Genomic DNA, 13,280 nt, shown 5'->3' on the forward strand with positions numbered 1-13,280 from the left:
CATCGCAGAAAGGAGGTTTAATGCACGATTTTCTTCAGCAGACGCTGTCAGGCGAGGCGCCACATCAGCTGTGCGGCGAAACGCCCTGGCTGCGCTGGCGATGGATCGACCACGGCATTCTCCAGCTCGACCCGCTCGGCGAGCCGCAGCAGGCGCTGGTGCTGTCGGCCGGCATTCATGGCAATGAGACCGCGCCGGTAGAGATAATGAATGCGCTTATCAGCGCGCTGCTGCGCGGCGAGATGCCGTTGCGTCATCGCGTGCTGGCGATCCTCGGCAATCCGGCAGCGCTACGCGCCGGAAAGCGCTACCTGCGCCATGACGTGAATCGCCTGTTCGGCGGCCGCTGGCAGCAGATCGACGACTGCGACGAGGCGCGGCGCGCGCTGCGTCTGGAGCAGGCGACGGAGGCCTTCTGGCTGGAGGGCGGCAAAGCGGAGCAGCCGAGCTGGCATCTCGATCTGCACACCGCCATTCGCGGCTCCTGGCATACCCGCTTCGGCGTGCTGCCGCTCAATCCGCATCCCTGGCCGACGCCGTTTATCAACTGGCTGACGGCGGCGGGACTGGAGGCGCTGGTCTTCCACACGGCGCCGGGCGGCACCTTTACCCATTTCAGCTGCGCGAACTTCCGCGCCGCCAGCTGCACGCTGGAGCTGGGCAAGGCCCTGCCGTTCGGCGCCAATGACCTGACGCAGTTCGCTGCCGCGCAGCAGGCGCTGGCGGCGTTGCTGAGCGGCGCACCGCTGCCGGAGGCGCGAGAGAAACCGCGACGCTACCGGGTAGCGCAGCAGATTACCCGCCTCAGCGAGCAGTTCCGGCTGCATATGGATGCGGAGACGCGCAATTTTACCGCCTTCCCGCAGGGCGCGCTGCTGGCTGAGGATGGCGCCACGCGCTACGTCGTGCAGCAGGCGCGCGAGTATGTGCTGTTTCCCAATCCCGCCGTCGCGCTGGGGCTGCGCGCCGGCCTGATGCTGGTAGAGGAGGACGCGCCCGCCGAGGCGTAGCCGGGCTGACATCCTGTCCGGCGGCAAAGCGGAGAAATTTCCTTCCGCTTTGCTGCCGGAACCCTTACACTCCTCCATAATTCCTGACAAATCCGCTTTGAATTCATATTCTTTTGCAATTCCTCACCTGATTCTTCTTATTCTCTTCATGATTGCCCGATTTTTGTCTTTTATGCTTTCACGGCTTTACTCACTCTCTGAGAGATTGACATTCAGCAGCGTAATCTTGTTCTCGAAGACGCGACAGGCTGCTGTCGTCATTAACTGAATGATAAGGACAACTATTATGCGTAAACTGACTTCTCTGATTCTCGCTTCTACCCTGGCATTCGGTGCGGCAAGCGCGGTCCATGCAGCGGCCGACAACCTGACGCCGCCGCCGGCCGGTAGCGAAAAAGCGATGCATAAGCCGCCGATGCACCACGGCATGATGATGTTCAAAGGCCTGAACCTGACCGATGCGCAGAAGACCCAGATTCGCGACATCATGAAAGAGAGCCATAAAGACTTTAAACGTCCGTCGCTGGAAGAGCGCCGCGCCGGTCACGCGATTATCGCCTCTGACACCTTTGACCGCGCGAAAGCGGAAGCGCAGGCAGAGAAAATGACCGCCGATGCGAAAGAGCGCGCGGTGGCGATGATGGAAACGCAGAACAAGCTCTACAACGTGCTGACGCCGGAGCAGAAGAAGCAGTACAACGCTAACTTTGAAAAGCGTCTGACCGAGAAAGGCCCGCACGACGAGAAAATGGCGCCGCCAGCCGCTGAATAACCGGCTGAGGTAAGGCAGTAAGACCGCCGACGTTGTCCAGACAAGCAGATAGTCTGGGCAGCGTCGGCGGTTTTTTTATAGCGGTTCGATGGGGTAGTGGCCGGAAAGCAGCGGTCGACACAAAATTTTATAGCCGTCATGGTCGAAGCCGCTCGGCGCGCGCTTCAGCCGACGCGCCTCTTCCATATCGCTGACCGATCCCAGATAGAACCAGTGGTCGATCACGTGGATCTGCGTCATCAGTTTCCCCTCCTCGATCAGCGCGACCGGGCCCTGCCACGGCCAGCAGATCACCCGCACGCTCTCCAGCGCTTCCAGCAGCCGCGCCTGATGATCGTCCAGCGTTTCACGGCCGCAGCAGGCGCCGGCGCAGCGGCGCAGCGCTGCGCGAAAACAGGCGCGGTTGGCGCTCAGCTTCTCCAGCCCGAGCAGCCCGTGGCAGAGCTGATGTTCGTCGGCGAGATACTTTAGCGTCTCCAGCGCCTTGTGGCGGCTACGATAAAGGCCGAAGAGGTTGGGGGAGTGGGAAAAATCGACGTCGCGCGCGTAGACCACCTCAGGCTTGCCCTCGGCGATCTGAATTGAGCAGAGCTGGCGATTTTTGCGCAGGCGCTTGTTGAACAGCGGCTGCTGCGTCTTAATCATCTGCGCTTCCAGCAGCAGCGCGCCGAGATCGCCCGCGGTGGGGATCCAGCTGACGCGGCGCGCCTGGCGCAGCATGCGCGCCTCTTCCGGCGTGCGGAAGTGCGACATCACGCGCGAGCGCAGATTGATGCTTTTCCCGATATAGAGCGGCAGCGTCTCGCTGTCGCCGTGAAAGGTATAGACGCCGGGCTGATTGGGCAAACCTTCCAGCCATTCGCGCAGGTGTTCGGGATATTCGTAGATGGCAGCCGCGTCGAACTCGAGGCGGTGCGTGGCGGCACGTCGAACCAAGACAGACTCCTGTAACTGTGTATTCATACAGCATATCAGGCTGCTCAGGCTTTCGCCAGCGGGTTAATCGGTGAACATTAAGGCGGGATAAAAATTTCCCCTGCCGGGCAGCAGGGGAAAGAGGGCGTTATTTCCAGAAGTCGTCGAACACCGTAATCGGCGGACGACGCTTGTGCTCGGTCTTCACATACCAGTTTTCGATGATCTTCGCCGTTTCCGGCGCGACGCTTTTGCCTTCCAGGTAGTCGTCAATCATCTCGTAGGTCACGCCGAGCGCCACTTCATCCTCCAGACCAGGACGATCGTCTTCCAGATCCGCCGTAGGGCGTTTCAGGTAGAGGTGTTCCGGACAGCCCAGGGTTTTCAGCAGCAGCTTGCCCTGCCGTTTATTGAGTCGGAACAGCGGGTTGATGTCGGTGCCGCCGTCGCCATATTTAGTGAAAAAGCCGGTAATCGCTTCCGCCGCGTGGTCGGTGCCCACCACCAGGCCTTTGGTCATACCGGCGATGCTGTACTGCGCCTTCATGCGTTCGCGCGCTTTTTCATTGCCGCGCACAAAATCGGAAAGCTCGACGCCCGCCTCTCTCAGCGCGCGTTCGCTGGCCAGCACCGACTCTTTGATATTGACCACCAGAGAGCGATCGGGCTGGATAAACGCCAGCGCGTCCTGACAGTCCTGCTCATCCGCCTGGACGCCGTAGGGCAGGCGCACGGCGATAAAGGCGTAGGCGCTGTCGCCGCTCTCTTCGCGCAGTTCGCTAATCGCCAGCTGCGACAGTTTGCCCGCCAGCGTCGAGTCCTGTCCGCCGCTAATGCCGAGCACCAGGGTCTTCAGAAACGGATTGCGCTTCAGGTAGCTTTTGAGGAAATCGACGCTGCGGCGAATTTCCTGTTGCGGGTCGATAACCGGGTTAACGCCGAGTGCTGTAATGATTTCCTGCTGCAGTGACATGAATCTCTCCTCAAGACAGTGGCCTGTTGGCCCGTGCGAACCATTTATTAAAGCTAACGCGCATCGGCGAAAACAACAAGCCAAAGCGCCAGTTGTTTCCGGTTAACTGTTGCCATATCAGGCAGTTTATCCGCGCGGCGCGGGTTTCTGCGCCAGGAAGATAAACATCAGGATCGCCAGCATAAAGCAGCCGAAGATGGTGCCGGTCATGCTGACGAGCGAGGTGCCGCCCAGCCCGGTGATGGGCACCGAGATCGCGCCGAATGAGAACATGCAGACGCCGATGACCGCCGACGCGCTGCCGGCACGATGGCCCTGGCTCTGCATCGCCAGCGACGAGGCGGTGGTGGCGATCACCCCGTTGCTCGCGATAGTGAAAAAGAGCGCCACCAGCACCAGCGGCAGCGGTGCGGCGAGGAGGCCCGCCAGCAGCAGCAGGCTGGAGGCGGCAAAGGCCAGCGTCAGGCCGCCCTTTAGCACGCGATATTCGCCCCAGAGCGGGCAGAGGCGCGCGCTGGTCTGCGAGGCGATCACCAGCCCGATGCCGTTCGCGGCGAAGCAGAAGCTGAACGCCTGTGGCGACAGGCCGTAAATCTGCTGCAGCACAAAGGGCGACGCGCCGATATAGGCGAACATGCCCGACATCATAAAGGCCTGCGTCAGACAGAAGCCCATAAAGGGACGATGAACCACCACCTGGCCCAGCGCTGCCCAGGCGGAGAAAACCGAACCCTGGCTGCGGCGCTCGGGCGGCAGGGTCTCGTGCAGCTTCCAGCGCGCCAGCAGGATCAGCAGCAGCGCCGTCGCGCCCAGCACCACGAAGATGCCGCGCCAGTTAAGCAGCGTCATCAGCACGCCGCCCAGCACCGGCGCGCCAATCGGCGCCAGTCCGTTTACCAGCATCAGCAGCGCGAAGAAGCGCGTCAGTTCATGGCCGCTGTACATATCGCGCGCCACCGCGCGCGACAGCACCGCGCCGCCCGCGCCCGCCAGTCCTTCGAACAGGCGCGCCAGCAGCAGCTGGTGGATATCCTGCGCCAGCGCGCAGCCGATCGAGGCGATAAACAGCAGCGCCAGCGAAAGCGTCAGCGGACGCAGGCGGCCGAACTTATCGCTCATCGGCCCGAACAGCAGCTGCCCGGCGCCGAGGCCGAGCAGGCCGGCGGTAAGGCTGAGCTGCGCCGTGGCGGTCGAGGTTTGCAGATCGCGCGCCAGTTCAGGCAGCGCAGGCAGGTAGAGATCGATGCAGAGCGGGCCGAGCGCCGCCAGCAGGCCCAGCGTGATGGCATAGACCAGTCGGTTATTGCGTGCAGGTGTCATTTGTCCTCTGAGGGGTTGACTAAGTTGTGGATCATCTGTTTGTAGAGGGTATGAAGCAGATCCGCCGACGCTTTCTGCGTCGTCAGGCGGCGAAAAGCGGTGCCTTCTATCAGCACCGCCAGCACTTCGACGCAGGCGGCGCGCTGCGGCTCGGTAAGGTGCGGATAGTCCGCGCGCATTTTTTCACAGGCGTTGTGAAACAGGCGCGTCTCGGCGGCCTGCAGGATATCGCTGACGCGCGGATTGCGGCTCGCCTCGGCGGCAACCTCCAGCATCAGCATCTCATCTTCGTCGTGCAGGGTTTCGCGGCGGGCGATCATATCGGCGATATGGCTGGCGTCGCTCTGCGCGCTCATCGCCGCCACGCGGCCGTCGACGATGCGTTTCACCATCTCTTCGATCAGCGCGTCTTTGCTGGGAAAGTAGCGATAGATCTGCCCGACGCTGAGGCTGGCGGCGCTGGCGAGCTGCGCCATGCTGGCGCCGTGGAAGCCTGACTGACGAAAACAGCGCCGCGCCGCCGCGATGATCTCATCCTGGCGCGTGCGATGCCGCGCGTCGCGCGCCTCACGCTGTTGGTTCATCCCGCCTCCGAAATATAGTTTTGAGAGTGCTTATTCTCGCGCCGGATTATACGGGGCGATCCCATTAAGAACAGCTTTTTTACGCTAACCTGACAGTTCAGACTGAACTTAAAAATGCGCCATAAAGTTGATTAATCTGCATTTCTGTTCCAGGCTTAAGCTTACATGGACAATACAATGAGGAACAACTCGATGAATAAAGCAATGGGATGTATCGCTGCGGCGCTGGCGCTGGTCGCACTGTCTGGTTGTACGGCTTACGATCGTGCTGAGAGCTACGTGAGCAAGCCCGTGGTTAAGGATGTGAAAAAAGGCATGACGCGCGATCAGGTTCGCCAGATTGCGGGCCCGGCTTCGACTGAAATCACCATGGTTCACGCGCGCGGCACCTGTCAGACCTATGTGCTGGGCGAGCGTGACGGCAAACCGCAGACCTACTTCGTGAGCTACAGCGACACAGGTCGCGTCATGAACTACGGTTTTCAGAGCTGTAAAGAGTACGATACCGATCCGCAGGCTGCTCAGTAAGCTGCAAACCGACAGAACAGAAAGCAAACGGCCCGTCAATGACGGGCCGTTTTTCGTTATGGCTGCTCAGAGTCCTGCGGGACGCGGCACCTCGATATAGTTGCCGCCGATATCGCGCTGATAGTAGTGGCCCTCCTGCACGTAAAAACGACGGCCGTTAAAGTCGAGCACGCGCAGCGCGCCGTCCGGCTCGGCTGGCGGCTGCACCACCACGTAATTTTCGCCCTGACGCTGATAGTAAGCGCCGTTGAGCATGTAGTAGGTCAGGCCGCCGATCAGCACCGCGGTCGCCGCTTCCGGTAAAAAGCGCAGCGGGCCAGGACCACCCCATCCGCGGCCGTGGCCGCCCCAGTGCGGACCCGGGCCGGGACCCCAGCCGCCGGGGTGAGCAGAGACAAGCGCTGGCGACAACAGCGTTAACGCCAGCAGCGAGGCGATAACTTTTTTCATGGGTTTTCTCCTGCGATAACTGCCTGAAGCATTCTCTTTTTCCGCTGTGAAAACAAGCGCAGAAGGGCGACTTTTTCCTCTCTTTACCACGCTTAACGCTTTCTTAACGGCGTCGCCATAAAGGGGGCGGATTGTGAAGCGCAGGCATAAAAAAACCGGGCGCGATGGCCCGGTTTATCGTCATGCAACGCGCGCTTAGCGGTGCGCCAGCTCTGCGTGCTCGTCACTCTCCAGCACCGATTTGTCGGTCATGCCGAGCCAGCGGCTGGTGAGGGAGCCCGCGGTCATCGAGCCGTTGACGTTGAGCGCGGTACGGCCCATATCGATCAGCGGTTCGATAGAGATCAGCAGGGCGACCAGCGTCACCGGCAGACCCATCGCCGGCAGCACGATCAGCGCGGCGAAGGTCGCGCCGCCGCCTACGCCCGCCACGCCTGCGGAGCTCAGCGTAACGATGCCCACCAGCGTGGCGATCCAGACCGGATCGAACGGGTTAATGCCAACGGTCGGCGCAACCATCACCGCCAGCATGGTCGGGTAGAGGCCCGCGCAGCCGTTCTGGCCGATTGTCGCGCCGAAAGAGGCGGAGAAGCTGGCGATCGATTCCGGTACGCCCAGGCGGCGCGTCTGAGTTTCCACGTTAAGCGGAATGCTCGCGGCGCTGGAGCGGCTGGTGAAGGCGAAGGTGATCACCGGCCAGACCTTGCGGAAGAAGCGCAGCGGGTTGATGCCGTTGACCGACAGCAGCAGCGCGTGCACGCCGAACATAATCGCCAGGCCCAGGTAGGAGGCGACAACGAAGCCGCCCAGCTTGATGATGTCCTGCAGGTTGGAACCGGCGACCACTTTGGTCATCAGCGCCAGCACGCCGTAGGGCGTCAACTTCATGATCAGACGCACCAGCTTCATTACCCAGGACTGCAGGGTATCGATCGCCACCAGCACGCGCTGGCCTTTGGCGTCGTCATCCTTCAGCAGCTGCAGCGCGGCCACGCCGAGGAAGGCGGCGAAGATCACCACGCTGATGATCGAAGTCGGGCTGGCGCCGGTCAGATCGGCGAACGGATTTTTCGGCACGAAAGAGAGCAGCAGCTGCGGTACGGTAAGGTCCGCCACTTTGCCCGCGTAGTTGCTCTGGATGGCGGCAAGGCGCGCGCTCTCCTGCGCCCCTTGTACCAGCCCCTCGGCGCTGAGGTGGAACAGGCCGGTGACCAGCACGCCGACCAGCGCGGAGATGGCGGTGGTAAACAGCAGCACGCCAATAGTGAGCAAGCTGATTTTGCCCAGCGACGAGGCGTTATGCAGGCGCGCGACGGCGCTGAGGATCGAGGCGAACACCAGCGGCATCACGATCATCTGCAGCAGCTGCACGTAGCCGTTGCCCACGATATTGAACCAGCTAATAGAGGTTTTCAGCACGTCGCTCTGCGCACCGTAAATGGTTTGCAGCGCCAGGCCGAACAGCACGCCGATCACCAGACCGACCAGCACTTTTTTCGACAGGCTCCAGCTATCACGGCCGAGGCGCGACAGCAGCAGCAGCAGCGCGACGAAGGCTGCGAGATTGAGAATCAGAGGTAGATCCATGTTGGCTCCCGAAAGACACGTCCGGCGACAGCTATTAGCGCCGGAACGCCAGATATTGTGACGCACGAATTAAGTGGCGGTATGTTACCAGCTCACTCGGGCGCCGACTTATATCCAAATGGAATGCCTTATAACCAGACAGCGTTTTCTGCTGCTTTAATGCGCTTTTTGGGTGGAAATCAGGCGAGAGACGCCGTTTTGCAGCGTATCGAACAGCTGAGAGGTCCAGCCCTGCGCACCAAATGAGGGCGCGCCTGCCGGAAACCACAGCGAACAGCCGACCAGTATCAGGCAGAGCGTGCGCTCAAGCTGGTTGCCTTTCTGGCTTCTCAGGATCGGCAGACGAAAGCGCCAGCGGCACGGCCACAGCAGCGGCACGCCGGCGGGCGTCAGCATATCGGCAACGATATGGCTGAGATAACCCAGCGTCATTCCCTGCAGTACGTCAGCGGGCAGCAGCCAGTCGTCGGGTACGTTTATCTGAAACAGCCACAGGCTGGCCGCAACGGCCAGCAGGCTGTGGGTAAAGCCCCGGTGACCAAACGCGCGTGCTATTGGATAGGAGAGCCACTTTAGCCGCTGGCCGAGCAACGATTTGGGGTGGTCAATATCGGGTAGCAGGCAGGTAAGCAGCGTGGCAGGGATAAGATGCCACCAGTCGGCCTGTGCCAGCACGGGCGTCAGCTCCGCGCGCTTAGCGAAAATAGCGGTGGCAATAGCGAAAATTACGTGGCCTTCGCCCGTCATGATAAAACCTGGCTGCAAACTGTCGATGCATCCAGTATAGGGATTTATCCAGTAAATGAGAAGTTGTGACGCTGTAACGAAGCGTGAATTTATTTAGCGAAACGGCGGCATTGCGCCGCCGTTTCGTCGGATTTGTCAGCAGCAGGCCGAGAACGCTGGCCATTGGGCCGCGTCTTATGACCTGCAAGACGCTAGCGCGCCAGCCAGCCGCCGTCGACCGCCAGCGTGTAGCCGTTGACATAATCTGAGGCCGAAGAGGCGAGGAAAACCACCGGCCCCATCATATCTTCCGGCACGCCCCAGCGCGCGGCGGGGATGCGTCCGAGGATCTCGGCGCTGCGGCCTTCGTCGCTGCGCAGCTGTTCGGTATTGTTGGTCGCCATATAGCCCGGCGCGATGGCATTGACGTTGATGCCGTGTTTCGCCCACTCGTTCGCCATCAGCCGCGTCAGGCCCATCACCGCGCTTTTCGACGCCGTGTAGGAGGGGACGCGTATGCCGCCCTGGAAAGAGAGCATCGAGGCGATGTTGATAATTTTGCCGCCCTGGCCCTGCGCGATAAACTGGCGCGCCACCTGCTGCGACAGAAAGAAGACGCTTTTACTGTTGATGTTCATGACGTCATCCCAGTCCTGTTCGCTGAAGTTCAGCGCGTCTTCACGGCGGATAATTCCGGCGTTGTTGACCAGAATGTCGATTTTGCCTGCGGCGGCCACCGCTTTCTCTACCACGCCCGGCACCTGCTCGGTGCGAATAAGATCCGCCTGCAGCGACCAGAAGCGACGGCCCAGCGCTTCGACGCGCTGCTGCGTTTCCGTGGGATCGTCGCGGTTAACGCCGACGATATCGCAGCCGGCCTGCGCCAGCCCCAGCGCCATGCCCTGGCCGAGCCCGGTGTTGCAGCCGGTGACCAGCGCGATTTTACCTTCCAGATTAAATGCGTTGAGTATCATGAGAGCGCCTCCTTTGTTAGCGCAAATCGCGGATGTTGACATGATCCATGTCGTCGAATACCTGATTCTCGCCGACCATGCCCCAGATAAAGGTGTAGCGTTCGGTGCCGACGCCGGCATGAATCGACCAGCTGGGCGAGATAACCGCCTGTTCGTTATGCACCAGCAGATGACGCGTCTCCTGCGGCTGGCCCATCATATGAAACACCGCGCTGTCCGGGTTCATATCGAAGTAGAAGTAGACCTCCATCCGGCGTTCGTGGGTGTGACACGGCATGGTGTTCCACAGGTTGCCTTCGTCCAGGCGGGTCAGCCCCATGGTGAGCTGACAGGTCGGCAGCACGTCCGGCACCAGATATTTGTTGATGGTGCGGCGGTTTGAGGTCGCCGCATCGCCCAGCGTGGTGCGAACCGCGTCCTCTTTGCCGACCTTTTTATCGGGAAAGCGACTGTGCGCGGGCGCGCTGTTGAAATAGAACTTCGCCGGACGAGAGGCGTCGCTGCTGCGGAAGCTCAGCGTCTGGGCCCCTTTGCCGACGTAGAGCGCCTCTTCTGTTCCGATCTCCCAGAGCTTGCCGTCTACCTCGATGGTGCCCGGCCCGCCGATATTGATAACGCCCAGCTCGCGTCGCTCCAGAAAGTAGCTGACGCCCAGCTGCTTGCCCATCTCGTTGCCGAAGGTCACGCCGTCGGCGACCGGCATCACGCCGCCGATAATAATGCGGTCGATATGGCTGTAGGTGAGCGTATAGCGGTCGGCTTCAAATATCTTCTCAATCAGAAATTCGCGGCGCAGCGCGGCGGTGTCGAGCTGACGGGCATGCTCGCTGTGAATGCTTTGACGAACGTCCATTCTGGTCCCCTCTGGCGAAACAGGTGCATAGGCCCCGTAGGGCGTCTGAGGGCATCTTAGGAGGAGTGAAGGATCAATTCAATAAAAATGAAACGCTGTTTTATTTATTTGAGAGGAGGATCATGCCGCAAAGAAAAACCCGCCGGCGGCGGGCGGGTTCGAATAAGCGGCGCGTTCGCGTCGGCGCGCGCCGCTTAGCGTGCGGAATCGCCCAGCAGATGCGCTGCGGTTAGCTGGGTCAGATCGTCCAGCTTTACATTGGCCAGCGACCAGCGCGGATCCTCACGCAGCGCGGCGGGGGGCACCACGACAGAACGCATGCGCGCCGCTTTGGTGGCGATCATGCCGTTAACCGAATCCTCCAGCGTCACGCAGTTGAGCGGATCGACGTCCAGCCGCGCGGCGGCGTCGAGATAGACCTGCGGATGCGGTTTGCTGTAGGGCAGCGCCTCGGCGGAAACCAGCACGTCGAAATGGTCGCGCAGGTCAAACAGCGCCAGCACGCGCTCCAGCATCATCAGCGGCGAGGCGGAGACCAGACCGGTTTTCAGTCCGCGCTGCCGACAGAGCTGCAGCGCCTGTTTCACCCCAGGCAGCAGCGGACGCTGCTCTTCAATCAACGCCAGCGCGCGGGCGATAATGCGCGCCGTGACCGTCTGCTGATCCGGGCCTGACCAGGGCAGGGTTTCATACCACATGCGCACCACCTGATCGATGCGCAGACCAAGCGTGTCCGGCAGCTCGCTGCGGCGCGACAGGTCAACGTTGAGCGTGGCGAAGATATCCAGTTCTGCCCGATCCCACAGCGGTTCGGAGTCGATAATCAGGCCATCCATATCAAACAGGGCGGCATAAACGGGGCGGGTATAACTCATCGGCTGGCTCCTTGTAGAATTTGCGCTACCTTATCATGGGCCGGCGCGCGCCGCGAAAGTGGCGCAGGCGGCGCTTTTTACGGGAAATTAAAACCACAGGCAGGTAGACTGGCTGCAAACGGGATTCAGGTACAGGAGATACCATGACTTATCAACAGGCTGGCCGCATTGCCATCCTTAAGCGAGTGGCTGGCTGGGCGATTTTTTTGCTCGCGCTGCTGTCGACCGTGATTTCAGTGCTGGGCTTTATGTTCAGGCACAGTGAAAAACAACCGGGCATCGACGCCGTGATGCTCGATTTTGTCCATGTCATTGTCGATATGATCCGCTTCAATACGCCGTTCCTCGGCTTCTTCTGGCGTAACTCGCCGGTGCCGGAGTTTCACGGTCAGATGAATATTGGCTTCTGGATTATCTATATTCTGATTTTCGTCGGTCTGGCGCTGGAAGCGTCCGGTTCGCGTATGGCGCGTCAGGCGCGCCATATTAAAGAGGGTATTGAGGATCAGCTGATTCTGGAGCAGGCGCGCGGCAGCGACGCCCGCACGCGCCAGCAGCTGGAAGAGAAAATCCGCGTGCCGCACCACACGATCTTCCTGCAAATCTTTCCACTCTATATCCTGCCGGTGGTGATCGCCGTCGCCGGTTACTTTGTGCTGTCGCTGCTCGGTTTTCTTTAACGCGTCAGGCCGGTCTGGCCTGACGCTGCGCCAGCGCGTCCTCTTCCAGCAGGCGCGCGACGGCGAAGCGCGCCTCGCTCAACCAGCTGCCGCCGAAGACGTTGGCGCGGTTAAGCAGGTAGTAGAGCTGGTAGACCGGCTGCCGCTGCGAGAAGCCGTCCGGCAGCGGCCAGACCGACTGATAGCCCTCATAGATCTGTCGCGGCAGATCGGGAAACCAGCCGAGCATCGCCAGGTCGCATTCGCGATCGCCCCAGTAGCAGGCGGGATCGAATAGCCAGGGACCGCTGGCGCTGCCGGCGCAGTTGGCTGGCCAGAGATCGCCATGCAGCAGCGAAGGCTGCGGCTGGTGCGTGGCCAGCGCGCGCTGCACGCAGTTGACAATCTCTTCCGTATTGCCGTAGGCGATGCCTTTCTCTTCCGCCAGCTGCAGCTGCCAGCCGATGCGCTGCTCCGCAAAGAAAACCGACCAGCGGCGCAGCCAGCTGTTGGGCTGGGGCGTGGTGGTGATGTTGTTGTCAAAGTCGAGGCCGAACTGCGCCTGTTCGCTCCACTGATGCAGGCGCGCCAGCTGTTGGCCCAGCTGAAAGGCGTTCTCCGCGTCCAGCGGCTGCGGCGCGATATACTCCAGCAGCAAAAAGCTCTGATCGCGATGGTGGCCTACGCCGTAGACCGCCGGCACGCGCACGCTTTGGGTGCGCGCCAGCAGCGCCAGCTGATCGGCTTCCCAGGTGAAAAGAGTGAGCATCTCGCGGCTGTTGCACTTCATAAAAACGTCATGCTCGCCATAGCGCAGGCGCCAGGCGGGATGAACGTCGCCGCCGGGAAGCTCGTGGCGTTCGGTAATTTCGGCATGGCCAAACTGTTCGCTTAACAGACGACTAATAGCGTTCCACATTGGGCGATCCTCTTTTAACCTGTCAGGCTGCGGTGTCAGTCAGAGTGGTCTGCGACATAAAAACGATTATATCGCGTGAATATCGCTGAAAACCCGCGCTTGCGCACAGCTTACCGGAACGGATGGCGAGCGCGG

The 13,280-nt window shown here is 61.0% G+C and carries 15 protein-coding genes; 4 read left to right on the top strand and 11 right to left on the bottom strand.

Annotated features, from left to right (window positions below):
* Window positions 1–20 precede the first annotated feature (20 nt).
* Window positions 21–1,010, top strand: coding sequence for a succinylglutamate desuccinylase (gene astE, locus B3229_RS12525; protein WP_286871134.1), 990 nt, complete (start codon window positions 21–23; stop codon window positions 1,008–1,010).
* 286 nt (window positions 1,011–1,296) lie between these two features.
* Entirely contained in the window at window positions 1,297–1,782 is a 486-nt protein-coding gene (spy, locus tag B3229_RS12530; RefSeq protein WP_048786027.1) for an ATP-independent periplasmic protein-refolding chaperone Spy, read from the top strand.
* Window positions 1,783–1,857: 75 nt separating this feature from the next.
* On the opposite strand, the gene cho is transcribed toward spy, so the two are convergent.
* The 4 genes from cho to B3229_RS12550 form a co-directional block, all read right to left on the bottom strand.
* On the bottom strand, window positions 1,858–2,718 hold the full coding sequence (gene cho, locus B3229_RS12535; protein WP_033747571.1) for an excinuclease Cho: 861 nt from the start codon (window positions 2,716–2,718) through the stop codon (window positions 1,858–1,860).
* Between the two features lie 127 nt (window positions 2,719–2,845).
* Window positions 2,846–3,670 carry an ammonia-dependent NAD(+) synthetase gene (gene nadE, locus B3229_RS12540; RefSeq protein WP_033747567.1) on the bottom strand — a complete coding sequence of 275 codons (825 nt, stop codon included), beginning with the start codon at window positions 3,668–3,670 and terminating at the stop codon, window positions 2,846–2,848.
* Between the two features lie 126 nt (window positions 3,671–3,796).
* Window positions 3,797–4,990 (bottom strand): multidrug effflux MFS transporter, encoded by a 1,194-nt coding sequence (locus tag B3229_RS12545; protein ID WP_286871139.1) that lies wholly within the window; start codon window positions 4,988–4,990, stop codon window positions 3,797–3,799.
* Window positions 4,987–5,574, bottom strand: a complete 588-nt coding sequence (locus tag B3229_RS12550; RefSeq protein ID WP_048786033.1) for a TetR/AcrR family transcriptional regulator — start codon at window positions 5,572–5,574, stop codon at window positions 4,987–4,989. The genes B3229_RS12545 and B3229_RS12550 overlap by 4 nt, the downstream gene beginning before the upstream one ends.
* 192 nt (window positions 5,575–5,766) lie before the next feature.
* On the opposite strand from B3229_RS12550, the gene osmE reads away from it, so the two are divergent.
* Window positions 5,767–6,102 (top strand): osmotically-inducible lipoprotein OsmE, encoded by a 336-nt coding sequence (gene osmE / locus B3229_RS12555; protein ID WP_048786035.1) that lies wholly within the window; start codon window positions 5,767–5,769, stop codon window positions 6,100–6,102.
* A gap of 66 nt (window positions 6,103–6,168) precedes the next feature.
* Here osmE and B3229_RS12560 read toward each other — a convergent pair whose 3' ends face one another.
* The 6 genes from B3229_RS12560 to hxpB all read right to left on the bottom strand — a co-directional run bounded on the left by B3229_RS12560 (window position 6,169) and on the right by hxpB (window position 11,567).
* Window positions 6,169–6,552, bottom strand: a complete 384-nt coding sequence (locus B3229_RS12560; protein ID WP_048786037.1) for a DUF6515 family protein — start codon at window positions 6,550–6,552, stop codon at window positions 6,169–6,171.
* A gap of 195 nt (window positions 6,553–6,747) precedes the next feature.
* Window positions 6,748–8,139, bottom strand: coding sequence for an L-cystine transporter (locus B3229_RS12565; protein WP_048786039.1), 1,392 nt, complete (start codon window positions 8,137–8,139; stop codon window positions 6,748–6,750).
* Window positions 8,140–8,295: 156 nt separating this feature from the next.
* Window positions 8,296–8,886 carry a metal-dependent hydrolase gene (locus B3229_RS12570; RefSeq protein WP_033747549.1) on the bottom strand — a complete coding sequence of 197 codons (591 nt, stop codon included), beginning with the start codon at window positions 8,884–8,886 and terminating at the stop codon, window positions 8,296–8,298.
* A gap of 191 nt (window positions 8,887–9,077) precedes the next feature.
* Window positions 9,078–9,839: a 2-dehydro-3-deoxy-D-gluconate 5-dehydrogenase KduD gene (gene kduD, locus B3229_RS12575; RefSeq protein ID WP_048786041.1), complete on the bottom strand. Its 762-nt coding sequence runs from the start codon at window positions 9,837–9,839 to the stop codon at window positions 9,078–9,080.
* Between the two features lie 16 nt (window positions 9,840–9,855).
* Window positions 9,856–10,692, bottom strand: a complete 837-nt coding sequence (kduI, locus tag B3229_RS12580) for a 5-dehydro-4-deoxy-D-glucuronate isomerase (protein ID WP_048786043.1) — start codon at window positions 10,690–10,692, stop codon at window positions 9,856–9,858.
* 194 nt (window positions 10,693–10,886) lie between these two features.
* On the bottom strand, window positions 10,887–11,567 hold the full coding sequence (gene hxpB / locus B3229_RS12585; RefSeq protein WP_048786045.1) for a hexitol phosphatase HxpB: 681 nt from the start codon (window positions 11,565–11,567) through the stop codon (window positions 10,887–10,889).
* A gap of 143 nt (window positions 11,568–11,710) precedes the next feature.
* Between hxpB and B3229_RS12590 the strand changes: the two genes are divergently transcribed.
* Window positions 11,711–12,247: a YniB family protein gene (locus B3229_RS12590; protein WP_033747537.1), complete on the top strand. Its 537-nt coding sequence runs from the start codon at window positions 11,711–11,713 to the stop codon at window positions 12,245–12,247.
* 4 nt (window positions 12,248–12,251) lie between these two features.
* On the opposite strand, the gene B3229_RS12595 is transcribed toward B3229_RS12590, so the two are convergent.
* Window positions 12,252–13,145: a fructosamine kinase family protein gene (locus B3229_RS12595; protein WP_048784640.1), complete on the bottom strand. Its 894-nt coding sequence runs from the start codon at window positions 13,143–13,145 to the stop codon at window positions 12,252–12,254.
* Window positions 13,146–13,280: the final 135 nt, after the last annotated feature.

It is taken from the genome of Pantoea sp. UBA5035, from assembly GCF_002415245.1.
In the GTDB taxonomy this organism is placed as follows: Bacteria; Pseudomonadota; Gammaproteobacteria; order Enterobacterales; family Enterobacteriaceae; genus Pantoea; species Pantoea septica.

Bases quoted from the DNA above. Each gene is read 5' to 3' on its own strand.
- astE (WP_286871134.1), top strand. From the start codon at position 21: ATGCACGATTTTCTTCAGCAGACGCTGTCAGGCGAGGCGCCACATCAG.
- spy (WP_048786027.1), top strand. From the start codon at position 1,297: ATGCGTAAACTGACTTCTCTGATTCTCGCTTCTACCCTGGCATTCGGT.
- nadE (WP_033747567.1), bottom strand. From the start codon at position 3,670: ATGTCACTGCAGCAGGAAATCATTACAGCACTCGGCGTTAACCCGGTT.
- B3229_RS12545 (WP_286871139.1), bottom strand. From the start codon at position 4,990: ATGACACCTGCACGCAATAACCGACTGGTCTATGCCATCACGCTGGGC.
- B3229_RS12550 (WP_048786033.1), bottom strand. From the start codon at position 5,574: ATGAACCAACAGCGTGAGGCGCGCGACGCGCGGCATCGCACGCGCCAG.
- osmE (WP_048786035.1), top strand. From the start codon at position 5,767: ATGAATAAAGCAATGGGATGTATCGCTGCGGCGCTGGCGCTGGTCGCA.
- B3229_RS12560 (WP_048786037.1), bottom strand. From the start codon at position 6,552: ATGAAAAAAGTTATCGCCTCGCTGCTGGCGTTAACGCTGTTGTCGCCA.
- B3229_RS12565 (WP_048786039.1), bottom strand. From the start codon at position 8,139: ATGGATCTACCTCTGATTCTCAATCTCGCAGCCTTCGTCGCGCTGCTG.
- B3229_RS12570 (WP_033747549.1), bottom strand. From the start codon at position 8,886: ATGACGGGCGAAGGCCACGTAATTTTCGCTATTGCCACCGCTATTTTC.
- kduD (WP_048786041.1), bottom strand. From the start codon at position 9,839: ATGATACTCAACGCATTTAATCTGGAAGGTAAAATCGCGCTGGTCACC.
- kduI (WP_048786043.1), bottom strand. From the start codon at position 10,692: ATGGACGTTCGTCAAAGCATTCACAGCGAGCATGCCCGTCAGCTCGAC.
- hxpB (WP_048786045.1), bottom strand. From the start codon at position 11,567: ATGAGTTATACCCGCCCCGTTTATGCCGCCCTGTTTGATATGGATGGC.
- B3229_RS12590 (WP_033747537.1), top strand. From the start codon at position 11,711: ATGACTTATCAACAGGCTGGCCGCATTGCCATCCTTAAGCGAGTGGCT.
- B3229_RS12595 (WP_048784640.1), bottom strand. From the start codon at position 13,145: ATGTGGAACGCTATTAGTCGTCTGTTAAGCGAACAGTTTGGCCATGCC.